Annotated in this window: 21 protein-coding genes and 1 riboswitch; of the genes, 5 read left to right on the forward strand and 16 right to left on the reverse strand. The window is 40.8% G+C overall.

Going from position 1 to position 26,190, the window contains the following annotated elements; all coding sequences use genetic code 11:
• Nucleotides 1–47 precede the first annotated feature (47 nt).
• Nucleotides 48–1,991, reverse strand: a complete 1,944-nt coding sequence (acs, locus tag R2H34_RS15685) for an acetate--CoA ligase (protein WP_004964902.1) — start codon at nt 1,989–1,991, stop codon at nt 48–50.
• Between the two features lie 281 nt (nt 1,992–2,272).
• Here acs and R2H34_RS15690 point away from each other — a divergent pair, with 281 nt between their 5' ends.
• Together R2H34_RS15690 and R2H34_RS15695 are read left to right on the forward strand one after the other, a co-directional pair.
• A complete protein-coding gene (locus R2H34_RS15690) occupies nt 2,273–2,842 on the forward strand; it encodes a DUF805 domain-containing protein (protein WP_087539950.1) in 570 nt (189 codons plus the stop codon).
• A gap of 107 nt (nt 2,843–2,949) precedes the next feature.
• Nucleotides 2,950–3,930: a mechanosensitive ion channel family protein gene (locus R2H34_RS15695; RefSeq protein WP_005403392.1), complete on the forward strand. Its 981-nt coding sequence runs from the start codon at nt 2,950–2,952 to the stop codon at nt 3,928–3,930.
• Here R2H34_RS15695 and R2H34_RS15700 read toward each other — a convergent pair.
• From R2H34_RS15700 to prfB, 5 genes are all read right to left on the reverse strand, one after another.
• Nucleotides 3,910–4,620 carry a 16S rRNA (uracil(1498)-N(3))-methyltransferase gene (locus R2H34_RS15700; protein WP_005403393.1) on the reverse strand — a complete coding sequence of 237 codons (711 nt, stop codon included), beginning with the start codon at nt 4,618–4,620 and terminating at the stop codon, nt 3,910–3,912. The two genes, R2H34_RS15695 and R2H34_RS15700, sit on opposite strands and share 21 nt — an antisense overlap.
• Complete coding sequence (locus R2H34_RS15705) at nt 4,617–5,936, reverse strand: 3-deoxy-D-manno-octulosonic acid transferase (RefSeq protein ID WP_087539949.1); 1,320 nt, start codon at nt 5,934–5,936, stop codon at nt 4,617–4,619. The genes R2H34_RS15700 and R2H34_RS15705 overlap by 4 nt, the downstream gene beginning before the upstream one ends.
• A 101-nt stretch (nt 5,937–6,037) precedes the next feature.
• On the reverse strand, nt 6,038–7,102 hold the full coding sequence (locus R2H34_RS15710; RefSeq protein ID WP_087539947.1) for an alkene reductase: 1,065 nt from the start codon (nt 7,100–7,102) through the stop codon (nt 6,038–6,040).
• Between the two features lie 26 nt (nt 7,103–7,128).
• Nucleotides 7,129–7,431: an ArsR/SmtB family transcription factor gene (locus R2H34_RS15715; RefSeq protein ID WP_087539956.1), complete on the reverse strand. Its 303-nt coding sequence runs from the start codon at nt 7,429–7,431 to the stop codon at nt 7,129–7,131.
• A 161-nt stretch (nt 7,432–7,592) separates the two neighbouring features.
• A protein-coding gene (gene prfB / locus R2H34_RS15720) for a peptide chain release factor 2 (protein ID WP_108565294.1) occupies nt 7,593–8,688 on the reverse strand; the annotation gives its coding sequence in 2 pieces (ribosomal slippage) (nt 7,593–8,615 and nt 8,617–8,688; 1,095 coding nt in all).
• A gap of 406 nt (nt 8,689–9,094) precedes the next feature.
• Here prfB and R2H34_RS15725 point away from each other — a divergent pair.
• Together R2H34_RS15725 and R2H34_RS15730 are read left to right on the forward strand one after the other, a co-directional pair.
• Nucleotides 9,095–9,862, forward strand: coding sequence for a putative porin (locus R2H34_RS15725; RefSeq protein ID WP_004909885.1), 768 nt, complete (start codon nt 9,095–9,097; stop codon nt 9,860–9,862).
• A 255-nt stretch (nt 9,863–10,117) separates the two neighbouring features.
• Nucleotides 10,118–11,041 carry a putative porin gene (locus tag R2H34_RS15730; protein WP_004964918.1) on the forward strand — a complete coding sequence of 308 codons (924 nt, stop codon included), beginning with the start codon at nt 10,118–10,120 and terminating at the stop codon, nt 11,039–11,041.
• 34 nt (nt 11,042–11,075) lie between these two features.
• Here the strand turns inward: R2H34_RS15730 and recJ are convergent, their stop codons facing one another.
• The 6 genes from recJ to R2H34_RS15760 all read right to left on the reverse strand — a co-directional run bounded on the left by recJ (nt 11,076) and on the right by R2H34_RS15760 (nt 17,817).
• Entirely contained in the window at nt 11,076–12,776 is a 1,701-nt protein-coding gene (gene recJ / locus R2H34_RS15735) for a single-stranded-DNA-specific exonuclease RecJ (RefSeq protein WP_004964921.1), read from the reverse strand.
• Entirely contained in the window at nt 12,777–13,433 is a 657-nt protein-coding gene (gene pdxH / locus R2H34_RS15740; RefSeq protein ID WP_004909891.1) for a pyridoxamine 5'-phosphate oxidase, read from the reverse strand.
• 12 nt (nt 13,434–13,445) lie between these two features.
• Nucleotides 13,446–14,783, reverse strand: a complete 1,338-nt coding sequence (gene glmM, locus R2H34_RS15745; protein WP_005403400.1) for a phosphoglucosamine mutase — start codon at nt 14,781–14,783, stop codon at nt 13,446–13,448.
• Between the two features lie 126 nt (nt 14,784–14,909).
• Nucleotides 14,910–16,376, reverse strand: a complete 1,467-nt coding sequence (guaB, locus tag R2H34_RS15750) for an IMP dehydrogenase (RefSeq protein WP_087539944.1) — start codon at nt 16,374–16,376, stop codon at nt 14,910–14,912.
• Between the two features lie 139 nt (nt 16,377–16,515).
• Nucleotides 16,516–16,881 (reverse strand): YkgJ family cysteine cluster protein, encoded by a 366-nt coding sequence (locus R2H34_RS15755; protein WP_004909895.1) that lies wholly within the window; start codon nt 16,879–16,881, stop codon nt 16,516–16,518.
• A 135-nt stretch (nt 16,882–17,016) separates the two neighbouring features.
• Entirely contained in the window at nt 17,017–17,817 is an 801-nt protein-coding gene (locus tag R2H34_RS15760; protein WP_318342347.1) for an MBL fold metallo-hydrolase, read from the reverse strand.
• Between the two features lie 213 nt (nt 17,818–18,030).
• Here R2H34_RS15760 and R2H34_RS15765 point away from each other — a divergent pair, with 213 nt between their 5' ends.
• Nucleotides 18,031–20,160 carry a TonB-dependent siderophore receptor gene (locus R2H34_RS15765; protein ID WP_087539941.1) on the forward strand — a complete coding sequence of 710 codons (2,130 nt, stop codon included), beginning with the start codon at nt 18,031–18,033 and terminating at the stop codon, nt 20,158–20,160.
• 57 nt (nt 20,161–20,217) lie between these two features.
• Here R2H34_RS15765 and R2H34_RS15770 read toward each other — a convergent pair whose 3' ends face one another.
• From R2H34_RS15770 to aceE, 4 genes are all read right to left on the reverse strand, one after another.
• Nucleotides 20,218–20,796 carry a TMEM165/GDT1 family protein gene (locus R2H34_RS15770; protein ID WP_004951316.1) on the reverse strand — a complete coding sequence of 193 codons (579 nt, stop codon included), beginning with the start codon at nt 20,794–20,796 and terminating at the stop codon, nt 20,218–20,220.
• 84 nt (nt 20,797–20,880) lie between these two features.
• Nucleotides 20,881–21,021, reverse strand: a riboswitch (yybP-ykoY riboswitch).
• Between the two features lie 34 nt (nt 21,022–21,055).
• Nucleotides 21,056–21,343 (reverse strand): hypothetical protein, encoded by a 288-nt coding sequence (locus R2H34_RS15775; protein ID WP_004909902.1) that lies wholly within the window; start codon nt 21,341–21,343, stop codon nt 21,056–21,058.
• A 133-nt stretch (nt 21,344–21,476) separates the two neighbouring features.
• Nucleotides 21,477–23,426: a 2-oxo acid dehydrogenase subunit E2 gene (locus R2H34_RS15780; protein ID WP_042891089.1), complete on the reverse strand. Its 1,950-nt coding sequence runs from the start codon at nt 23,424–23,426 to the stop codon at nt 21,477–21,479.
• Nucleotides 23,427–23,428: 2 nt separating this feature from the next.
• Entirely contained in the window at nt 23,429–26,146 is a 2,718-nt protein-coding gene (gene aceE, locus R2H34_RS15785) for a pyruvate dehydrogenase (acetyl-transferring), homodimeric type (RefSeq protein ID WP_004964934.1), read from the reverse strand.
• Between the last annotated feature and the right edge of the window lie 44 nt (nt 26,147–26,190).

Raw genomic sequence — 26,190 nt, forward strand, 5'->3', positions numbered from 1 at the left:
ATAAAAAAAGAGCGTTCAGATGAACGCTCTTTCCAGATATTTTAAATTCAACGATTTGGATAAACCGTTGCAATCAGGTTTTCCACCACTGCTGGCTCAGCCAATGTTGAAGTATCTCCTAAGCTATCTAACTCATTTGCCGCGATCTTACGCAAGATACGACGCATGATCTTACCTGAGCGTGTTTTGGGTAAAGCAGGCGCCCAATGCAAAGCATCTGGTGTCGCCACAGGACCAAGTACTTTACGTACCCAATCCACGAGCTCTTTACGAAGTTCTTCAGATTCTGCAACATCAGCCTGCAAAGTGACAAAAGTACAAATTCCTTGTCCTTTAATATCATGTGGCATACCAACGACCGCCGCTTCAGCGACTGCCTCATGCGCAACTAGCGCACTTTCTATTTCAGCTGTTCCCAAACGGTGTCCTGAAACATTGAGCACATCATCTACACGTCCAGTAATCCAGTAATAGCCATCAGCATCACGGCGTGCACCATCTCCTGTGAAATAGCAGTTTTTAAAAGTTGAAAAATAAGCTTCGATAAAACGCTGCGGGTCACCCCAAATCGTACGCATTTGACCTGGCCAAGAATCTTTAATCACAAGATTCCCTTCTGCTGCACCCTCTAACTCGTTGCCTTCACCATCAACTAAAGCAGGTTGCACACCAAACAATGGACGTGTAGCAGAGCCTGGTTTGAGTGCAGTTGCACCTGGTAATGGTGAAATTAGAATACCGCCTGTTTCAGTTTGCCACCATGTATCAACAATTGGGCAACGGCCTTCACCGACCACTTCGTGATACCAGTTCCATGCTTCAGGGTTAATTGGTTCACCCACCGAACCAAGCAAACGTAAACTGCTGCGATCACTTTCACGGACATAGGCATCACCTTCACGCATCATCGCGCGAATCGCAGTTGGTGCAGTATACAAAATGGTAACGTTATGCTTATCAATTACATGCCCGATACGTGCCCACGTTGGGTATTGAGGAATCCCTTCAAACATCACTGTGGTGGTTGCATTGCTTAATGGACCATACAACAAATAGCTATGTCCTGTAATCCAACCCACATCAGCAGTACACCAGTACACATCATCTTCTTTTAGATCAAAGACTTCTCTAAATGTGGTGTTCACATAAACTAAATAACCACCTGTGGTATGTAATACCCCTTTTGGTTTGCCTGTAGAACCCGAGGTATAGAGAATGAATAGAGGATCTTCCGCTTTCATCGGTTCAGGTGGGCAATGCTCATCCACTTCCATGATGGCAAGGTGGTACCAAACGTCACGATCATCATTGAATTGAATTGGGTTTCCAGTACGATGAACCACGATTACATGTTCAACACTTTCTGTCCCTTTGATTTGCAAAGCAGCATCTACATTCTCTTTCAATGGAATAAGCTTGCCACCGCGCATGCCAGCATCTGCAGTAATCACTAATTTTGCTTGGCTATCTTCAATACGACTCGCCAATGAGTCGGGTGAGAAACCACCAAACACTACACAATGGACTGCCCCAATGCGTGCACAAGCCAACATCGCAATTGCTGCTTCAGGCACCATTGGCATATATAAAACGACACGATCACCCTTCACAATGCCCTGCTTTTTCAATACATTTGCGAAGCGGCATACTTCGTCATGTAATTCAGCAAAAGAAATAATTTTATGACGTGATGGATGATCACCTTCCCAAATAATGGCAGGCTTTAAAGGGTTGGTTTTTAGATGGCGATCCAGACAGTTTGCGGAGACGTTCAACTCCCCATCTGCAAACCATTCGATCTTGAAATTGTCCTGTTGAAAACTAGTATTTTTCACTTGGGTAAAAGGCTTGATCCAATCGACCTTTTTCGCTTCTTCAGCCCAGAATGCATCTGGCTGCTCGATAGAGTACTGATAACGTTTGAAATAGTCTGTTTCCGAGATTCTTGCCGTTTCTTTAAATTTCTCTGGCACTGGGTAGATTTCTTTCATAGCTCACTTCCTTGGTTTTTTATTTCATACCTTAGATATACTCATCTAGCATTGGTATGTTTTGTTTTCTCTTGCAGTATGGTCACCATTAACAAGAGCAAACAATTCGGCTTTGGTCGTAGGACTGTTATTGTTTTACAACCAATTTTATTTCAAAAATTTACTCAAAATAATTTAAAATTTAACAGCTTGTCTATGCTTTTTCTTTTTAAAATAAGTGAATATTTTGATCATTATGCATAGATTTAAAGATTAAATAATCAAAAAAATAGGTATCTGTAATGTTTGACTCTTCATCCACTAGTCGTAATGCTTTAGTAAAAGATAATCCACTGTCACCTAAAGGACGTTTTAATCGTCTGAGTTATTTGGGTTGGTATGGGTTACTGACCATCGTTTATCTCGCTACCTTCATGTGTATTATTGTCTTTGCAGGTCAATTGAGCATCAACAGTGTCAATGTAAATGATCCTATCATGCCTGCATTTTCAGGCATTGCGGTACTCGCACTAGTGATCTCATGGTTTCTCGCTTTTTATTTTCAAATCGTTTTTCTTATTCGACGTTTACATGATTTGAATAAAACAGGTTGGTTAAGCTTGTTATTACTGGTGCCATTTATCCAATTAGTTTTCACTCTCTATGTATTACTTGCAGCAGGAACACCTCACCGCAACGATTATGGGGATGTTCGCCCATCAAAAACTTGGGAAAAATTACTCGCTTGGATCATGATTCTCCTCAGTCTATTTATGATTTTCGGCATGTTTATTTTTGCTTATTATTTCGCAAGTCCTGATTTTTGGGATGCACCGACACAGATGATTCAAAACACAACCGAATATTTCTAAATCGACATCAATCGCTACTGTTAACGAATTTTTCATGCGTGCTGACGATAAATTTATTATGATTGCGTTCCTCATCACACCCAACTTTGCGAAATAGAGATTTTCTTGTGGCAAATGAACAACCGACATTGACTGATGTCGCAAAAGATACTGGCGAATTGATTCACCAAGCAGGTGCCAAAACAACGCAAACTGTATTGGCACACACTGAAAAATATCAAGATGCATATACGACCATCGATAAGATCATGGACAGTTTCTGGGAACGTGTTCCTTATATTTGTATTGCCTTGGTCGTTTTTATCATTTTCTGGTTACTGACCAAACTATTTAAATTGTTTATTCGTAAAACCTTGGAAAATCGAACTTACACGCGTCAAAATTTGGTGTTGGTATTAAACCGTGTCGGAAGTACCTTTATTATTTTCTTTGGTTTCCTAATCGCACTTGTGATCGCAATTCCAGGTTTTACACCGAGTCAATTGATTGGTGCTCTTGGAATTGGTTCGGTAGCAATTGGTTTTGCCTTTAAAGATATTTTCCAAAACTTACTGTCAGGAATCTTAATCTTGCTCAGTGAACCTTTCCGTATCGGTGACGATATCGTAGTCAATGGTTTGGAAGGAAATGTTGAAGATATCCAAATTCGTGCAACATTTTTACGCTCTCCCGATGGTCGTCGCATCGTGATTCCAAACGCGACGGTATATACCAGCGCTGTTATTGTGAACAGTGCGTATCAACGTCGCCGCTGCGAGTTTGTTGTAGGAATTGGGTATGAAGATGACATACAAAAGGCTAAGAAAATTATTCTGGATATCCTGAATAATAATATGACTGTACTCAGTCAGCCTGCTTTTTCTGTAAATGTCACTGCTTTGGCGGATTTCTCAATTAATTTAACCGTGCGTTGGTGGGTCAACACCACCGAGACATCGACCTCTGCATCGATCAGTGAAATTCAAGAATTGGTTGTTACGGCTTTTGATGAGAAAGGGATTTCGATTCCTTACCCTGTGCAAGAAGTCAAAGTCTATCGCGGTGATCAATCAGATAACACCGAAAATTTAGACAAACAAACGACCTAAGATATTCGACACCGCTGTTTCAGTTCGCAAAATTCGGTTGCCTAGACTCATTGCTTGGCAACCATTTTTTTTGAGTAACTCAATTTCGTACGGTATAAACCCACCTTCTGGCCCTACAATTAAATTACAGCCATGAGCTATCGCATGGGGCATCGATTGTTCTGCATAAGGATGTGCGACATAAGCAGGTCTTTGCTCTGAGATCAAAGTTGGTAAGACATCTTCAACAAAAGGTTTAAACCGTTTGTAGAGTTGAATTTCAGGAACAATCGTATCGCCAGCCTGCTCTAAGCCGAGTGTCACATAATCATCGAGTTGTTGCAGAAAAGGACTTTGCCAATAACTTTTATCAACCCGATAGCTATGAATCAAACTTATGCGTTCCACACCTAGCGTCACCGCATCCATAATCATACGTCGCAACACTTTGGGGCGAGGTAAAGCCAAGATCAAATGCACAGGAACTTTGTTCGGCACACTTTCTGTTTGAATGGGTCTTAGCATAATCTGCTGTGCTGTAATACTCTGCACCTCAGTGAGATAACGCTGACCATCACGAACGCCGACCTTTAAAGTATCTCCAGCCTTTAATTGAAGATGTTGATTCAAGTGCTTGATTTGACGTTGATCCTCGATTGACCAAATATCACTTGAGCAATCTTGGTTCGCGTCCAGTAAAACGATATTCATGAAGCAGTTCGTTGCGCTAAATAATGGTCAATTAATTGAATATGTTTTTGCAATGAGCCTTTATTGCGTTGCAACACCAATTCAGCTTGATGAATCAATCGCTGGCTTTGCTCTGGATGATTTAGGCAACTCATCAGATTTTGTATAACTAGTTCAGCATTTTCAGCAACAAAGATCCCTTGTTCAGTCACAAACTCATCGACAATCGTTTGAAAATTAAAATAGCGAGGACCAATCACAGTGGGCACATCTAAAACCATTGGTTCTAAGATATTGTGCCCACCGCCTGGTTCATTGAGTGAACCACCGACAAAACATGCCTGACTTAATGCATACCATAACCACATCTCACCCATACTATCTGCAAGATATACCTGTGTATCCGCTGTAATCTCTTGTTTAAGACTACGCCGCTGCGTATTTAAATTCAGGGTTTGGCAGATCTTATTTACCTCATCAAAACGCTCTGGATGACGTGGTACAACGATACACAACAAATGAGGATTTGAATTTAAATGTGGCTGTAACTGTTTAAGTAACTGTTCTTCTTCAGGTGCATGTGTGCTGGCTAAAGTAATAATTTGGCGTTTCTCTAACTGCCATTCCTGTTTTAACTGTTCAGCTTGCTCAATAAAGGAGGTTGGAGCACTAATATCAAATTTAATATTTCCAACAACCTGACTTTTGGCTTTCTCTAATCCTAAATCCACATAGCGTTGCTGTGTCGCTTGATCTTGCGTCAACATCCACGTTAATTGTTGCAACATGGCTTGGGTAAGTCGACTCACCTTGGCATAGCCTTTGGCGGATTTTTCGGAAAGACGTGCATTAAGCAAAATACATGGAATCTGTTGCTGTTTCGCTTGGGCAATTAAATTTGGCCAAATCTCAGTTTCAACTAAAGCGAGTAGCTTCGGCTGATACAAATCAAAAAATTGCTTGAGTAATGGTTTTTGATCAACAGGCAAATATACAGCTTGAAATAACGCTAAGTAGGGTGCTTTAAGAAAAAGTGATTTGGCACGGGCTTGTCCCGTTTTTGTGGTATTGGTCACTAAGACAGGATGACCTAATTTTAAATAATGCTCGATAAGAGGTTGTGCAGCATTGGTTTCACCTATAGAAACCACATGGAACCAGATCGTATGCAGGTTTTTTGGCGTTTGAAATGGTCCAAAACGCTCAAGGCATTCTTGTTGAAAGAGCTCTTCGCTTTCAGCACGTTGTTTTATTTTCCAGCGGTATAAAGGCTTGAGACAAGCCAATAAAATGTTATACCAAAATGGTGTTTGTTGTGCTGCGATTTCCTGCGCCATCCTAGACCATATATTTCGATTTGATTTCAGCACATTATGCGGAATTTCAAAAAAAAACTCATGCCATTTTGGTAAATGACATGAGTAATTCTAAAAACAACTTAAGCTTCGAGTTGTTCAAAAACAGGATAATCCGTATAACCTTCGGTACTCGGACCATACAAGGTATCGAATTGAACCTGATTAAGCGGTAGATCATTTTCCAAACGCTCGAATAAATCAGGATTTGCGATATATGCTAAACCAAATGCAACTGCATCCGCCTGTTCAGTCGCTAAAATACGCTTGGCTGAATCTGGCGTTAATTTTTCGTTGGCAATCCAAGCACCTTTGAATTTAGGACGCAACTTTGGTTGTAAACTATCTTCAGCTTCATACTCGCGAGTAAAGATAAACGCAACATTACGCTGATCTAATTGCTCAACGACATAACCAAAAGTTGCTAATGGATTATCATCACCCATATCATGAGAATCAGCACGTGGCGCTAAATGTACACCGACACGACCTGCCCCCCATACTTCAATAAATGCATCAACGACTTGCAACAACAAACGTGCACGGTTTTCAATTGAACCACCGTATTCATCTTCGCGAGTATTGGTTTTACTTTGCAAGAATTGATCGATTAGATATCCATTGGCAGCATGCAGCTCAACACCATCAAAACCTGCAGCCTTTGCAAGTTCAGCAGCGTGTTTATACTCAGCTACAATTTCTTGAATTTCTTCGTGCGATAAAGCTCTAGGTGTCACAAACGGGCGTTTCGGACGAAGTAAACTCACTTCCCCTGCTGGCTGGATTGCACTTGGTGCGACAGGTGTATCACCATCTAATAAGTCTGGATGTGAAATACGTCCTACATGCCATAACTGAACAACAATTTTTGAACCTTGCGCATGCACGGCTTTTACGATTTTATTCCAAGCTTGCGCTTGTTCTTGTGACCATAAACCTGGGGTATTGGCATATCCTACCGCTTTCGGGCTAATCACAGTCGCTTCAGTAATAATCAGACCTGCATTAGCACGTTGTTGGTAATATTCAACCATCAGATCATTTGGGATACGTTGTTCACCGCTACGTGCTCTTGTTAACGGTGCTAAAACCAAACGGTTCTTGATTGTAAAGTCACCGACTTGCAATGCAGAATTTAACTCAGCCATAATCGCCTCAACTTACACTTGTTACTTTAAAGTGTTTGTTTTAAATGTTCGATGTATTGCTGAATCAAAGCTTCATTACGCGTAAAATATGACCATTGCCCATATTTCTCAACCTTAATCAAACCTGCTTGCTGTAATACAGACAGATGATTTGACATGGTCGATTGAGCAACCTTTCCTAAACGTTCGATGTGTCCTGCACATACGCCGCGTTCGAAACTGCCACCACATTCTTGTAAAGGTAAAAATTGCTCAGGCTCTTTTAGCCATTGCAAAATCTGTCGACGCAACGGATTGGCTAAGGCTTTGCTTATAACATCAATATCCATAGACTCACCACGTTTCTCAACAGGCAAAGCTTTGTTCAGCATCTCGACCCAGTATATCGAATTTTATAAATATTAATATCTATTTTTTTCGATATTAATATCATATTTTTTCGATTAAGGGTCGAGAGCTGAACGAGATTGCCATTTTTATTGGATAAAACTTACAGACCTTGTTTTAAACTCGCTTCAATAAACTTGTCTAAGTCCCCATCAAGCACAGCTTTTGTATTGGAGTTTTCGACACCTGTACGCAAGTCTTTAATACGTGAGTCATCAAGTACATAAGAGCGAATCTGACTTCCCCAGCCAATATCCGATTTAGAATCTTCGAGCGCCTGAGCTGCTTCGTTGCGCTTGTTCATTTCTAACTCATAGAGTTTGGCACGTAGTTGTTTCCACGCATGGTCACGGTTGGCATGTTGTGAACGTTGGTTCTGACATGCAACCACAATACCTGTTGGCGCGTGAGTCAGACGAACAGCTGAGTCAGTTTTGTTAATATGCTGACCACCCGCGCCTGATGCACGATAGGTATCCGTACGGACATCTGATGGATTGATATCAATTTCGATATTGTCATCAATCTCTGGTGAAACGAATACGGCAGAGAATGAAGTGTGACGGTTATTATTACTATCGAATGGAGATTTACGAACTAAACGGTGTACACCACTTTCTGTACGTAACCACCCATAAGCAAATTCACCATCAACTCGAATCGTCGCTGATTTAATACCCGCCACGTCACCATCAGAAACTTCCATCAGTTCTGCTTTGAAACCATGACGCTCGATCCAACGCATATACATACGTAATAACATCGAAGCCCAGTCTTGTGCCTCTGTACCACCCGAACCAGATTGGATTTCAAGGAAGCATGGGTTTGGATCCATCGGATTACTAAACATACGACGGAATTCGAGGTTCCCAAGAGCTTGTTCAGCGCTATCTAATTCTGCTTGCACATCTTCAAGTAAGCTTTCATCATCGGCTTCAACAGCCAGATCAAGCATCGCTTTTGCATCATCTAACTGTTCTGCAAGACGATCAAATACACCCAAAGTATTTTCTAAACTGCCCTTTTCTTTTGCAATTGCTTGCGCACGACTTTGGTCATTCCAAATCGCAGGGTCTTCTAATTCTCTTAAAACTTCTTCTAAACGCTCTGCTTTTAGATCGTAGTCAAAGATACCCCCGTAGTGTTTGGCTACGATCAGATAAATCTTTCAATTGGATTAAATACGGATTGATTTCCACGCGTCTGTTCTCACAAATTTTCACCTAACCTAATATTTTAACATAAGTGCTTTATGCGACACAGCCATAACCTTTTAAAGTGTTTTTCTTATAGATTTACTATTTACTTATCAGAAATATTGAAACAAAGTAATCGTACTTTGAAACATCTAGCGACAAGATTGTTGCTTAAATACACGAAAATTACCTAAACACACAATCTCTCCTAAGTTTTAATAAATCAAAACATTATTAAATACTAGTTATAAATCAATATTTTATATTGCAAATTTTACAAAAAAAATACATTCGTACAGTTTGATTACTTTCCTTTGATTGACCCGCTAAAGTTTTTAACTAGACTGAGAGTTGTAACAAAACATGTAATTAACATTCAATTGGTTCATTATCTCAAAGGGGAGTAACCATGAAAAAATTAGCAATTGCATCAGCACTTTTATCTGCTTTGGCAGTAACAGGTACTGCACATGCGTATCAAGCTGAAGTAGGTGGTTCATATACTTATACAGATTGGGATCAGTTCGATAGTACACATAGTTTTGGTGTAGATGGGACTTATTACTTTAATCCAGTCCAAACACGTAATGCACCTCTTGCTGAAGCAGCGTTCTTGAACCGCTCTAGTAATGTAAATGCAAAAGTGAATTATGCCGACAATGACGGTGTGAAGAACTCGCAATACGGTGTTGGTGTTGAATACTTCGTTCCGAACAGTGACTTTTACTTAAGCGGTAATTTAGGTCGTGACGAACTTGAAGTAGACAACCTGCCAATCGATCAAAAAGTAACAACTTATAGTGCTGAGGTAGGTTATTTACCAGCACCAGGTTTATTACTTGCACTTGGTGTTAAAGGATACGATGAGAAAGATGGTGAAGATGGCGCTGACCCAACAGTTCGTGCTAAATACGTCACTCAGGTTGGAGCGAATGATGTCAACCTGGAAGCTTATGGTGCATTTGGTGATTTAGATGAGTACGGTGTTAAAGGTGACTTCTATCTCGACAAAACCTTAAGTGTCGGTGCAGATTACTACAACAATGACCTCACAAAACGTGATGAATGGGGTATTTCTGCGAAGAAATTCCTAAATCAACAAGTAAGTTTAGAAGGTCGTGTTGGTTTTGGTGATGACTACAATACCTATGGTATCCGTGGTGCATATCGCTTCTAAATAAGAAAGTGACTAAACATCACTTCATACGAAAAGACAAAAGCCCTGCTCTTTAAGATCAGGGCTTTTTTTAATTTCTTAGATAAAAGTACATAGAAAAAGAATTAAGTCTCAAACCAATGGGTCGAAAAAAATATCAATAAAATTTTACTGTCCATTTAAGCATTATTGACGTGTTTTCAAATATCACTACACTACATCGCGCAATAACTTATTAATAGCACGTATTATTTTAAAAAGGGGTCAGGTTTTTTTATGAAAAAATTAAGTCTTATTACTGCACTATTAACATCTTGCATCGGTTTAAATGCAAATGCATACCAAACTCAGCTTATGGGTGCTTATGAATATACATATATTAAAAACAGCGAAATGGATAGCCATCGCGTTAATACCGCAAGTGTAAACGGTAAATATTATTTTAACCCAGTTCAAACACGTAATGCTCCACTAGCGGAAGCGGCATTCTTAGATAAAACATCAAACATTGGCTTAGGTTATACCTATGCAGAAGAATCAGGTATTTATTCTTTTGTGAATTTTGGCGGAATACCGCAAATAAACGTAGATTTCAAACAAGAGTTCAACTCTATCGGTCTTAATGGTGAATTTTATATTCCCAACACGCAATTCTATATCTCAGGAAGTCTGCATAGAACCGACATAGAAGCGATTGCAAAGAGCTATAATGAGTCTTACAAATTTGCGAGTGATGATGGCAATGGTTATTCGGCTGAAGTAGGCTTTCTTCCAACACATGGGATGCTACTTGCCGTAGGTGTCGCAGATTTATCGAAAAGTTTTGATCCTATTCAAGCTGCTCAATATGGCTTTATCACAACTTATTCAAATGCAGTCGCTATCACAGGCGAAGACGATGAAGACACTGCGATTACGCTTCGTGCTAAATATGTTTCACCTATTGCAGGTTATTACACCAATTTTGAAGCTCAGAGCTATATAGGTGATGAGACAACATATCGTTTAGCTGCTGATCTCTATCTAGACCCAACACTCAGTGTCGGAATTGCATTCGCAGATTCAACCGCTGAAGATGCAGATACCATTTTCAGCATTCGTGCGCAAAAATTCTTTACTCCAACATTTGCTGTGGGTGTTGGTTATACAGGGATCGACGGCGCGAACTCGTATGGAATTAACGGCACATTCCGCTACTAATCTTTCTAAAAACCGCTCAAATTTGAGCGGTTTTTTATTGTTTTAAATGCACAACCTGTAATTGTAGACTGACATTTCCATTAAAAACATTACGCTCCAAGGTATAGACCAAATCAACAAAACCCTGCATTGGATTAAACTCAAAACGGTCAACCGCATTAAATGCAATTGCATCAATCGACTGTGTACCAAGTGAAAGTTTTAACTTGAGATGCTGATCTTTCAACCAGCGATAATCAATGACTTTGAATGTTCCTTGAAATTGTGGAAATGGAAATTTTTGTCCCCATGGGCCCATTTGTTCAATCCAATCCACTGTAGATAGATCTAAAGCGTTCTCAGGCAATTCACCATCTGTCCAAATCGTTGCATGAAACAATTCAGCATCCATTTCAGCAATTGTCTGAATAAATAGCTGTTTGAACTCATTAAAATGTGCTTTTTTGAGCGTCAAACCCGCTGCCGCTGCATGCCCACCAAAATGAGTCACAAGATGCGGATATTGCTCTGCGACATGTTCAATCATATCGCGGATATGAATCCCATCAATAGAACGTGCAGATCCCTTAATATGAATACCATCTTCATCGGGGGCAAAAACTAAACTCGGACGATGAAACTGCTCCTTTAAACGTCCAGCGACAATCCCAATTACACCTTGATGCCACTGTTCGTCATACATCACGATAGCGGGCGGAATTTGATCTGTTTCAAGTTGAACGTTTTGCAAAGCAATTAATGCTTGTTGCTTCATTTCAGTTTCAACTTGGCGTCGCTCAACATTTAACTGATTGAGTTGCTGTGCCAGTGGATAAGCTGTTGCCATATCCTCCGCGAGTAAGCATTCGATCCCAATTCTCATACTTTCCATACGACCAGCAGCATTGATTCTCGGTCCTAAGACGAAACCCAAATCTTGTGCTCGCAAAGTTGAAGCCTCTCGACCTGCGACGTCAAGTAGCGCGAGAATACCTGCCCGACATTGGTTTTGCTGAATACGTTTTAGACCTGCATCAATCAAAATACGATTGTTATAATCCAAACTTGCAACATCCGCATAAGTACCTAAAGCAACCAAATCCAAGTATTGAGACACTTTGCTAGTACTTTTATTTTGCTGACTACGGTGAGTTGCCAATTTTGCTAAGACATAGAAAGCAACGCCAACCCCCGCCAGTGACTTACTCGAAAAGTCACAATCCAACTGATTAGGATTAACCACAGCTTCCGCACTTGGTTTTGGCTTAGTGGTCAGGTGATGATCTGTAATGATCACCTGCATCCCCAGTGCTTGAGCGACCTCAACACCTGCATGGCTTGAAATTCCATTATCAACGGTAATCAATAAATCTGGGCGATAAGTCTGGGCTGCTAACTCTGCAATCTTAGGTGTTAAACCATAACCATATTTAAATCGATCAGGAACAAGATACTCAACTCTTGCTCCCATCTCTCGAAGTACGAGAACCATCAAAGCCGTACTGGTTGCACCATCAGCATCATAATCTCCCACAATCACGATTTGTAATTGACGATCAATTGCTTGATCAATGATTTCTACAGCTCGATCCAAATCTTTTAGATTGGGTGCAAGCAGATGTTTAAGCTTCAGTTCTAGTTCTTGCTCTGAGGCAACACCACGTCGTGCCAAAATCTCGGCAATAAACGTTGGCACGCCCTGAAACTGTTCAGGGCGTGTGAGTAATGGTCTTTCTAAAATTTGAATTTTTGTCATTTATGGCATCAATCGTTGAACAACCCAAACCTGATCTGTTCTTTCATAACTCAAACGATCATGTAAACGATTTGGTCGACCTTGCCAAAACTCATAATAATCTGCTTCTAAACGATAACCGCCCCAAAATACAGGTTTAGCAAGCTCCTCTTGATCGCCCACTTGCTGCTGCAAGTCCTCAAAACGAGACTGTAATGCTTCACGATCAGCAATCACACCACTTTGAGGTGTACTGATATGTGCTGCAATCTGACTGTCACGTGGGCGTTTATGGTAATAGTCGGTTGATTCCTGTTCAGAAATCTTAGTCACCTTTCCACTAATCCGCACTTGTCGTTCCAAACTCGGCCAATAAAACAATAACTCAGCGTATGGATTTTCCGCGAGATCCAAACCTTTTTGACTATCGTAATTGGTGTAGAAATCGTATCCGTTTTCAGTCGCTCCACGGAGTAAAACCGTACGAACATGTGGTCGACCTAGTCGATTAGCTGTTGCCAACGACATTGCGTACGGTTCATGCAAATTTGCAGCTAAGGCGTGATTAAACCAGTTTAAAAATTGAAGATGAGGATCATGACTGATTTGAGACTCATGCAACTCACCTTGCTCATAGCTTAAACGTAGTTCACTCAAATCTTTAATAACATCGTTCATTCTTGTCACCTTTTAAGCAGCTTGTGCTTGAGCTCGGACCGCTTCTGCTAAGTGATTTGCCAAGGCTTCAACTTCTTCCAATTGATCACCTTCCACCATGACACGAATCACAGGCTCAGTACCTGATTTACGAATCAAAATACGTCCACGACCTTCAAGTTGTTTTTCGGCTTTATCAAATTCAGCAACTAAGGCTGGGATAGAATATGGGTCGAGCATTTGCTGCAAACGAACATTTACCAACACTTGAGGGAATAAAACAAAATCTTCAACCAATTCATGCAAAGCTTTACTTTGCTCTACCATGACAGTGAGCACTTGCAATGCAGCAATAATAGCATCGCCTGTCGTGCTCTTATCAAGGGTCAAGATATGACCAGATGGCTCACCACCAATCACCCAATTATTTTCTTCAAGTGCCTGTAATACATAACGGTCACCAACTTTAGCACGTACAAAATTGACATTTGCTTTTGCTAAAGCCAGTTCAAGTGCCATATTACTCATCACTGTACCCACAATACCCGCAGGTTTATGACTTGCTTGAGTCGCCAGAATATACAGAATATGGTCACCATCAACCAATTGACCGTGTTTATCAACCATCACGACACGATCTGCATCACCATCAAAAGCAATACCTAGATCTGCTTGTTGCTCTACAACGGCTTTCTGCAATAGTTCAGGATGCGTTGAGCCACAGTTTTCATTGATGTTTAAACCATCTGGCTCATTAAATAATGGAATTACCTTCGCACCCAACTCACGGAATACAGAAGGTCCAACGCTGTAGGCTGCGCCATTTGCACAATCGACCACAATTGTTAATTCACTTAAGTCGAAGTGATATGGAAAAGTTGATTTGCAGAACTCGATATAACGACCATTGGCATCTTTGACACGAACACTTTTACCTAAATTAGCTGTATCCTCGATGATCAAATCTTTTTCTAATTCTTGATTGATTTCTTCTTGCAAACAATCTGGTAGCTTTTTGCCTTCACTCGAGAAGAATTTAATTCCATTATCAAAATAAGGATTATGTGAAGCAGAAATCACAATACCCGCATGGGCATGGAGGGCACGTGTTAAATGCGCAATCGCAGGTGTCGGCAATGGACCTAGTAAGTGAACATACACTCCTGCTGCATTCAAACCTGCTTGCAAAGCGGCTTCCAAAATATAGCCCGATAATCGCGTATCTTTCCCCAAAACAACAATCGGTTTATTTTTGGGACTGTTTCGTTTCAACACCTTGCCCGCAGCAAAACCTAATTTTAATGCAAACTCAGGAGTAATGGGCATTTGTCCAAACTTGCCACGAATTCCATCAGTTCCAAAATAGCTCATCTTTTACTCACTTTCTTATCTTTTATATGACCTTTGGTCATAGCTTTTTTACCCGTTTCACTTTACACCAAAACGAAAAAACCGTCAGCGAACTGACGGTTTTTCTATCGGTAAAATTACGAAAAATCAACCAACACGATAGTTCGGCGCTTCTTTTGTAATCGTAACGTCATGCACATGTGATTCAGACATACCTGCTGAAGTAATTTTCACAAATTTTGCATTTTGGCGAAGATCTTCAATTACAGATGAACCTGTATAACCCATAGAAGAACGTAAACCGCCCATCATTTGGTGTACGATGTTACCCATAGGACCTTTATAAGGAACACGACCTTCAATACCTTCTGGTACTAATTTTTCAGCACCCGCTTTAGAGTCTTGGAAATAACGGTCAGCAGAGCCAGTTGCTCCAGCCATTGCACCCAATGAACCCATACCGCGATAAGCTTTGTAGTAACGACCTTGGAAGAATTCAACTTCACCAGGTGCTTCTTCAGTACCTGCAAGTAGTGAACCCACCATAATTGTGCTTGCGCCTGCACCAATTGCTTTTGCCATATCGCCAGAGAAACGAATACCGCCATCTGCGATCAATGGAATTTGATCTTTTAGTGCATTGGCAACACTATCAATTGCCGAAATCTGCGGCATACCAATACCAGCAACAATACGTGTTGTACAGATCGAACCTGGACCAATACCAACTTTAACAGCATCAGCACCCGCATCAAGTAACGCCAATGCAGCATCACCCGTTGCAATATTTCCACCAATCACTTGAACTTGTGGATAGTTTGCTTTAACCCAACGTACACGCTCAATCACACCAGCTGAGTGACCATGTGCAGTATCAACGACGATCGCATCAACACCCGCATCAACTAAGGCTTCAACACGGCTAGGTGTTTCAGCACCTGTACCAACTGCTGCACCAACGCGTAAACGACCAAGGTCATCTTTACAACTGTTTGGATAGCTTTCCGCTTTACGGAAGTCAGTCACCGTAATTAAGCCTTTGAGTTCATTGTTTTCACCAACAACTAAGACTTTTTCAATACGGTGCTTTTGTAGCAAAGCTTGAATATTTTCTTTCGACTCACCTTCACGAACAGTCACTAGACGGTCTTGACCCGTCATAATATTGCTCACTGGTTGTTCAAGATTGGTTTCAAAACGAGTATCACGACCTGTGACAATACCCACAACTTTGCCATTTTTTACAACAGGTACACCGCTAATATTATTGGCTTGAGTAATTGCAATAAGTTCACGAACTGTCGTTTCAGGAGTTACTGTGATTGGGTCTTTCACCATTCCAGCTTCGAATTTTTTTACACGGCGTACTTCCGCAGCTTGTGCGGCAATATCCATGTTTTTATGCAAAATACCGATACCGCCATTTTGCGCCATCGCAATCGCCATACGTGATTCAGTCACGGTATCCATTGCAGCAGAAACAAGAGGGATATTAAGTTGAATTCCGCGAGTTAAACGTGTCTTTAAGGAGACATCTTTTGGGAGAACAGTTGAGTAGGCAGGAAGTAATAAGACATCATCGAAGGTTAACGCTTCTTGAACGATGGTCAGCATAACAATCTCACTGGTAAATTCCGTGAGCTATTATAAACAAATTTCAGGGTGATTTTCATTTTCTATGATGAAAATTATTTGAGAAAAGCTGTTGATCGATATATCAACTGCTTCAAAAACTCAATTTAAGCTATCGCAATCAACAGACTTGATCATAATCTTCATTATTTTCTGAGTCTTGTTGTTCAATATCTATCAACGGGATCAGATTGTATTTGAGCCTTGCTTTATTGCATTGTTCATCCGCAATTTTCACTTCTTTACAAGTTGTGCTTCGAGCATGATATATCGAACAACTCACACGCGTTCCAACCTCACCTTCAAGAGCAATGCATTTGGGCTGTGATTGGTTGGTTCCCTTCATACAAGAATAAATAGCTGTGAGTGGTTCAACCATAGTTTCAGGGATATATTCAGCTTCAGCCCAATAAAATGAAACTCGATAATTCGCGCAGCATGCACCACAAGTCATACATGCATCTGGCGTTGCAATTTGAGACAACATTTTTTTAAAATTCTCGTTATCAAAACCAATTCCTTTGCAACGAGAATCCTAAAAAAAGTCATTCTGAAAAACAATATTGCCTATAAATTTTTTATGCAATCATGCGTCGATTTTGCTAAATCACCTACATCCAAATTAGGTTGTTGGGCAGCTAAATACGTATTCGCTCATCAGATCAACACCGCATTCAAGTGTTTCAACCCAATCAAGAAATTGATTGATCATTTCTTTACCGACAAATGCCGTGCCATGCTGTGGAACGATCATATCAATATCCATTTGACGAACCATATTGACCCATAAACGTATCACTTTGTTGGAACACATATAACGTTGGTGAAAGCCTTTCATTTTTTTAATATGCGCTTCAAAGTCGACTATCGGCAGACTGGCATCTTCAACAATTGATGCCCCCATATCACCTGAGAAAAGAATCTTTGCAGTTGGGTCATAAAACTGAAAATTCCCGACTGAATGTAAGAAATGCGCAGGAACTGCAATAATCGCCGACTCTCCCAAAGGAATAACTTGACCTGTATCAGGGAGTTCAATCAAACGCTCTTCCCAATTGCCTTTCATTCGATCACTCATAAAAGCAGAATTGAGATGGGGTAAGAAACGTGCCCATAGCTTAGATGCAACGACTTTAGCATCGGTATAGACCAACCAACGTGGCATCGAAGTGATAATGTCAGGATCTTGATGCGAAGCCATCACATAATCTAGATTCTTCAATTTGGTATAGCGATTAAGCTCCATCGTGAGCGGGACATAAGTCAAATCACCACCTGGATCTAAGACGGCTGCACGATCATGATCAATAATTAAAAACTGGTTGGCTTGAATTCCCTCACCTTTTACCAAACTGGTAAAACTAATACATTTATGCTGACCATTATCGAATAATATCTGTGATGTTGTCCTTTCAAAGCTCATAGCAACCCCATAAAAAATCTTTAAATATGAATTATTTTAATTCCATAATAAAATAATGGGATTAAGTTCATGTTTCAATCGAATGTTGGATATTTATCGTAATTTTTAAAAAATTCTTTTTCGATTTATTTATTGGATTTAGCACGCCTAAGCTATAAAATATAATAATTCTCATTAGCATCTTTATTAATCTGCCCTTTCTTGGAAATTTCTATGCTCTTTACGCGCCCCACTTTACTTGCAACCTTTATTTTGAGCTATATAACAAGCGCTGCTTATGCAACTGAAGATCAAAGCAATATCCTTCCAACAATTTCCATCAAAGCTCAACAAGATAAAAAAAATGATTATGTGGCGACACAAGCAACATCCACTTTGAAATCAAATGCGCCATTATTTAAAACAGCACAGTCTGTTACGGTGATTACCCAAGAACAATTACAACAAAAACAAGCTCAAACTTTGGCTGAAGCCCTAAATGGTGTTGCAGGGGTCGTCTCAGGGCAATTCGGAAGACGGGGTTGGGATGATTTTATTATTCGTGGGCAAACTTCGTCTGATCAGGTCTTTATTGATGGGTTACGTCAAGGTCAAAGTACCTTTGTTGCTACTGAAATTTCAGGTATGGATCAAGTTCAAATTTTAAAAGGACCTGCATCGGTTAACTTTGGTTTAGTTCAACCTGGTGGCATGGTGAACATGGTCACCAAACGCCCACAAGCCGAGAGCTTTTACCGCAGCGCTTTCACCTACGGCTCTCATCAACTCAAGCAAGCAACATTCGATATCAACTACAGTCCGAATGAAAGTGAGAAAGGTGCTTTTCGCTTAAATGGTCGCATCTCTGATCAAAATGATCCGACTGACTTTGTTTATTTTAAAAACTACTATATCTCACCTTCTTATAATTTTGATTTAGGCGATAAAACCGATTTATCAGTGATTGCCAGCTATCAACATCGTGAATATCTACGACAACAAGGTTTACCAGTCTTAGGTACATTATTAAATAATCCAAATGGCGCATTGAATTCCAAACTATTGATTAGTGAACCATCACATGGCGCTTATGAGGCCGATGTCTATCGTGTAGGTTATAATTTCGTGCATCGTTTTGAAAATGATTGGCAATTTAAACAAAACTTTGCAGTGCAAAAAACAGAAATGCTTGGACCCGCAGTATTTGCTGCAACAGGTAAAAACTTTTGGGCAAAAAACGAAGAAGGTAAAATTGATTACACCACGATCCAACGACAAGGGCGTTATCAAGATGTCGATAACCTAAATTTTTCTATCGATAATCAACTGCTAAAAACATTAAATTTCGGTAATACCTCACATGAAATCACTGTGGGAGTTGATGCCATGCAAGAAAAAAGTGATTACATCAATAACCGTTGTACAGTGGGTAATTTGAATCTCTATCAACCTGAATACAATACCAAGGTGACTTGCCCAGATATACCGACCAACCATGATATCAATCGTCTCAGATATACAGGTTTATATCTTCGTGATCGAATCGAATTGAATGATCAGCTGGTTTTGAATCTCGCGGGGCGACATGACTGGACTGAAACAACCACTCAAAATCTAGTTAAAAATACCGAAACAACCCAATCTGAGAATGCATTTACAGGTAATGCCTCTTTGCTTTACAGCATCAATGAAATCGCTGCACCTTATGTGAGTTATGCAACCTCATTCTTACCTGTAAGTGGTACGGATTTCCATGACCATGCCTTTAAACCCGAGAAAGGCAAGCAAATTGAAGTAGGTCTAAAACTACAAAGTCCAGATCAACGCATTCAAGGCAGTATCGCTTGGTTTGATTTACGTCGCCAAAATGTTTCCGTGACTGATCCAATCAACACAGGTTTTAAAGTACAACGTGGTGAACAACTGACACGTGGAATCGAAACAGAGCTTGCAGCTCATTTATTTGATCAACTCAAAATTACTGCTGCCTATACCTACACGCCTGATGCAGAAATAAGTAAAGATACTCAAGCTGAAAATATCGGATTAACGATAGATAATGTTCCAGAGCACAGTTATAGCTTATCTACACGCTATCGTTTTGAACCCAATTCAAATTTGGGTTGGTATGTAGGCGCTAGCTTTCGCGGTGAAAGTAAAAAAAGTGTCAATGGTTTAGCGATCGATCTTCCAAGCTATACCTTGTTTGATACTGAGGCAGGTTATGATGCCAAACACTGGGGTGCTCAACTGGCAATCCGCAATATGTTTGATAAAGATTATTATGCTGGTGCGCTCAACGAGAACTTGGTTACTTTAGGCAATCCACGCCAAATTAATTTTACAGTGAAGTTTAATTATTAATTTTCTCTCGACATAAAAAATGCACCTGCTCAACAACAGGTGCATGTTTGAATAAGATTAAGCAAAATAATAATGCTGAACTAAGGTTGAAATACCTACCACCAAGAAAATCGCTGCACCGATTTTATGGATTAAAGAGATTGGTAATTTATCAGCCAACTTATTACCAATAAATACTGCTGGGGCATTTGCAAGCATCATCCCAACAGTAGTACCACACATGACCCAAAATACGCTGTCAAAACGTGCGGCTAAGGCAACAGTTGCAATTTGGGTTTTATCACCGATTTCGGCCAAGAAAAATAAAATAAAGGTCGCGCCAAATACTCCAAATCTCTGCCATTTATTGATGCTTTCTGTTTCATCACCAAGTTCATCAGGGATCAACATCCAGATCGCCATCCCGATAAAACCAAGTGCAAGTATCCAAATCAAAATTTCAGGACTGAGAACGGTCGTAATCCATTGACCAAAAACAGCAGAAATACCGTGGTTAATCGTGGTTGCTAATAAAATTGCGATGAGGATTGGAACAGGTTTTCGGAAACGTGCTGCTAACAATAAAGCGAGTAATTGTGTCTTATCACCCATTTCAGCAAGGGCAACGATCGAAGTAGAGATGAGAAATTCATACATAATTGAATGCTCTGGCTAGCAATATATACCGATGATCTACCCCTCCTGCTAGCCAAAATCAATTAGATTGATGCAGAGTGATAAATCAAAGGTCTTGCCAACAAAAGCACAGCTAAATAGCTGTTCTTGGTTCTTTGCTATGATGACCATGTTCTGTTGAACAATTATGTTGATCATCACCTCTTTACTTTGCGTAAAGAGCGGCTACTCCCCAATGAAGTGTTTTTATTCTATCAAAGAACTTTATTGTTTTGAATCTTTAAGTCCAAAATTTTTGGTAACTCCACATTAACAATCGAACCAGACCTAATAGCAGAGCTAAATAAACACTTATACCAACAAAACTAAAACCACCCCAACCACTGCTCGTATTTAAATTTTGTGCCTGATATTCCATCGCCATCACAATGGTTGCGACTAATAGTTCAATCCCCATCACAATATAAAGCACCCACTCTGATGGAAAATGCAGAAAGCTCACCCATAATCCCATAAGCACAGAAACTAGCAGCAATAATGGCAACATGACTCTATAAATCGCAAACATTTCTCCACCTCAAATTCAGTGCTTGATTCCCTCATTGCTCATTTTCAAATTGATAGCAAATAAAGTAACGTTTTTCTATATTCAATAAAAAGAAAACCCCGCCTGAGCGAGGTATTCTTAAATCAATTATTCGTTAGAGCAATAAACTACGAATATCTTTTAATAGCTTGGTCAATTTATTGGTAAAGCGTGCCGCATCAGCCCCATTAATAACTCGATGATCATATGACAACGATAATGGCAACATTAAGCGTGGATCAAAATCTTTACCATTCCATACAGGTTGCATGGTTGCTGGAGAGATACCCAAAATTGCGACTTGAGGCCAGTTCACTAAAGGCGTAAATGCAGTTCCACCAATACTACCCAAGCTCGTAATGGTAAAGTTGGCACCTTGCAAATCTTTCGGTGATAACTTACGATCACGCGCTTTTTGACTGAGTTCAGCCAGTTCCATCGCGATTTGCTTAATGGATTTTTGGTCTGGATTACGCAGTACAGGAACTGTTAAACCATCAGGTGTAGCGACTGCGATACCCATATGAATTTCGTTACGCAACAACACTGACTTTTGATCATCTGCCAAATGACCCGCGAAATAAGGTTCTTCTTTTAACAAGTGAGCAACCGCTTTCGCGATGAACGCTAAAATAGTTAAGCTAATTCCTTGTTTTTTGAACCCATCTTTCAGTTCGCCACGCCATGCTTCAAGCTCAGTGATATCAGCCAAGTCAAACTGCGTTACTTGTGGTATGAAGTTATTCAATGACAATTGCGGAACAGAGACCTGTTGCAAACGTGTCATTGCTTTTACTTCGCCACCACCGAAGGCAGTGAAATCAGGTAATGATGGCAAGCCTGAAGCGACAGGTGCAGCCTGTGTACTAGGAGCAGCTTGTGGTGCAGTTAAACGCGTTTTTACATAAGCAAAAACATCGTCTTTCATCACACGACCGTGTTCGCCAGAGGCTTTCACTTGACCAAGGACTACTCCGAGTTCACGCGCCAATTTACGTACCGCTGGACCCGCATAAACTTTGGCATTGTCAGCTTCTTGCTCTTTGGTCAGCTTCTCAGCTTGCGCTGGCGCACTCGGTGCTGCTGTCGCTACCGTCTGTGGTTTTACTGGTGCAGCTTCAGTAGCAGTTGGTTGAGTTTTTGGTGCTACTTGAGCAGCAGCCTGACCACTCACCTCTATCGTTGCCAAACCCATGCCTTGACGAACTTCTTGATTGGCTGACACATGGATTGCTCTCACAATTCCCGCAACCGAGCTTGGAACTTCAACAGATGCCTTATCTGACTCAACCACGCATAAGCTTTGTTGAGCTTTAACGCGATCACCAACATTGACCAAAATTTCTGAAACAAGTGCTTTTTCTACACCTAGATCAGGTACTTCAATTTCAACATTACCTGTTGAGCTATTAGTTGCAGCTGAGGCTTCTGTAGTTGCTACTGTTTGAGCTGGAGCTACTTGCGGTTCAGATGGTACTACAGCACTCGCGGTCTTGACCTGAATCAACACCACTCCTTCCTTAATGCTGTCACCCTCTTTGATTTGAATCGCTTCAACTACGCCTGCAACTGAACTCGGAACTTCGACCGTTGCCTTATCTGACTCAACAACGACAATACTTTGTTCAACTTCAATTTCATCGCCAACTTTTACAAGAACTTCGGCAACCAAAGCTTTTTCAACACCAATATCTGGAACTTTTACATCCACAACTTGCGTCGAAGTCGCAGATTGGTTAACGACAGGTGCAGATGGAGTTTCAATCTGTTCAGATTGAGTTTCTACCTTCGGAGTTTCAACTTGAGCTGTTTCGACAACACGACTTTCCGTTGCTTGAGATTCTGCTTCCAGTTCAACTAAAGCAACACCTTCAGTAACTTCATCACCTTGCTTAACCAAAATACTTTTCACGATACCTGCGGCAGTACTTGGAACTTCTACCGTCGCTTTATCAGACTCTAGAACTAAAAGGCCATCTTCTACAGCAACTCGATCACCTATTTTTACCAAAATTTCGGCGACCAAAGCTTTATCAACGCCAATATCAGGTGCTTGGATTTGCATGATTAGTTCCCCTCACCTGTTTGGTTTTCGTGATATTCAGCCACAGCTTGCACTTGCGGGTGCGCCTGTGGTGCCCATGCAACTGGACGATCTGTATCTAACTCAAATGATGAGATTGCATCTTTTACTAAACGGTTTTCCACTTCACCTTCATCGGCTAATTTTTTCAAAGTCGCAACCACGATATGTGCCGCATCAACTCCGAAATAGCTACGCAAATTAGCACGAGTATCTGAGCGACCATAACCATCTGTCCCCAAAGTGACATATGGGCGATTGTCTGGTAAATATGCTCGGATTTGCTCACTATAAACGCGCATGTGATCCGTAGCTGAAACTACAATACCGTCAGTATCACGTAATTGCTGAGATACCCAAGATTCTTTTGCTGTCTCAGTCAATGGATGTAAACGATTATATTCGTCACATGCCATACCATCACGCGCTAGCTCGTTGAAACTCGTCACACTCCAGACATTTGAATGAATCTGATATTCATCACGAAGTATTTTTGCTGCTTTGATCACTTCACGTAAAATGACACCTGAGCCTAATAGTTGAACCGTTGCTTGCTCATCTTTCTGCAACAAATACATACCACGCTTAATGCCTTCTTCTGCACCTTCAGGCATTTCAGGATGTTCGTAGTTTTCGTTCATCACTGTTAAATAATAGAACACACGCTCTTGATCTTGATACATGCGTTTCAAGCCGTCATGCACAATCACCGCAAGTTCATAACCAAAACAAGGATCATAAGAAACACAGTTTGGAATCGTACCTGCCAAGATATGAGAATGACCATCTTGGTGCTGTAGACCTTCACCATTTAAAGTGGTACGTCCAGCAGTTGCACCTAACAAGAAGCCTTGCGCTTGTGCATCACCTGCCGCCCATGCAATATCCCCAATACGTTGGAAACCAAACATTGAGTAATACATGTACATCGGAATCATTGGTAAGTTATTGGTTGAATAACTAGTCCCTAACGCAGCCCAAGCACTCATCGCACCAGCTTCGTTAATCCCTTCTTGCAACATATGACCATCTTTCGCTTCACGATAATTCATGAGCTGTTCATTGTCTTCAGGGGTATATTTTTGTCCGTGTGCGGCATAAATCCCGAGTTGGCGGAACATACCTTCCAAGCCGAATGTACGAGCCTCATCTGGAACGATTGGGACAACATGATCTTTGATAGCTTTTTCTTTTAACAAAGCTGAGATCAAACGTACCATCAACATCGTCGTTGATTGCTCTTTTCCACCGCTGCCTTTTAATACGGCATCAAATACTGACAGTTCAGGTATTGGCAAAGAAGTACTTTCCTTACGACGTGCAGGTAGGTAACCACCTAACGCTTCACGACGTGCTTTCATGTACTTCATTTCTGGAGAGTTTTCACTTGGACGGTAGAATGGAAGCTCTTCTAACTTATCATCTGTAAATGGCAAGTTAAAACGGTCACGCACATATTTCAAAGAGTCGATCTGCATTTTTTTGATTTGGTGAGTTTTGTTCACCGCTTCAATTTCTTCAGACAAACCATAACCTTTAACCGTTTTTGCAAGAATAACGGTTGGTTGACCTTTGGCTTTCATTGCTTCTGCGTAGGCAGCAAAAACTTTGTATGGGTCATGACCCCCACGGTTCAGATTATCGATATCTTCATCGCTTAAATCTTTTACCAGTTCTGCAGCTTCTGGGTACTTGCCAAAGAATTTCTCACGCGTATACGCACCGCCTTTCACTTGATAGCGTTGGTACTCACCATCAACAGTTTCTTCCATGACCGCTTTTAAAGCGCCTGAAGTATCTTGAGCAAGTAGTGGATCCCAATGACGACCCCAAACTACTTTAATGACACGCCAGCCTGCACCACGGAATAAAGATTCTAATTCTTGAATAATTTTACCGTTACCACGTACAGGACCATCGAGGCGCTGTAGATTACAATTCACGACCCAAATCAGGTTATCAAGCTTTTCACGCCCCGCAAGTGAAATTGCACCAGTACTTTCTGGCTCATCCATCTCACCATCGCCAAGATATGCCCAGACTTTACGATTCTCTTCTTTAATCAAACCACGATTCATCAAGTACTTTTGAATATGAGCTTGATAAATTGACATGATTGGACCAAGACCCATCGATACGGTAGGGAATTGCCAATAGTCAGGCATCAAATATGGATGAGGATAACTTGGGAGACCATTACCACCCACTTCACGACGGAAATTATTAAGTTGCTCTTCATTCAAACGTCCTTCCAAGAAAGAACGCGCATAAATACCAGGTGCACAGTGACCTTGGTAGTAAATCATGTCGCCACCAAAATTATCAGAGGCAGCGCGGAAGAAATGGTTAAAACCAACATCATATAACGTCGCAGAAGATGCGAAACTAGCAAGGTGACCACCTAAGTCATCACCTGTTTTGTTTGCACGTAAAACCATTGCAAGTGCATTCCAACGAATCAAGGCACGAATACGACGCTCCATGTCTTGATCGCCTGGCATTGCTGGTTGTTCTTCAACTGAGATCGTGTTGAGATAAGGTGTATTTAAGCGTTGGATCGGCACATGTTTTGCAATCGCACGTTGATATAGTTTTTCTAGTAAGAAAGCAGCGCGTTCTGTGCCCATGTGTTGTAATACTGAATCAAATGCTTCTTGCCATTCCTGGGTTTCTTGCGCGTCAGAGTCGCCATAAAACGCCATACAATTCACCTTTTCCCTTAAGTTATTTTGACGTTCTATTTTTA

The sequence above is a fragment of the Acinetobacter sp. 16 genome, assembly GCF_033439925.1.
Classification (GTDB): domain Bacteria; phylum Pseudomonadota; class Gammaproteobacteria; order Pseudomonadales; family Moraxellaceae; genus Acinetobacter; species Acinetobacter junii.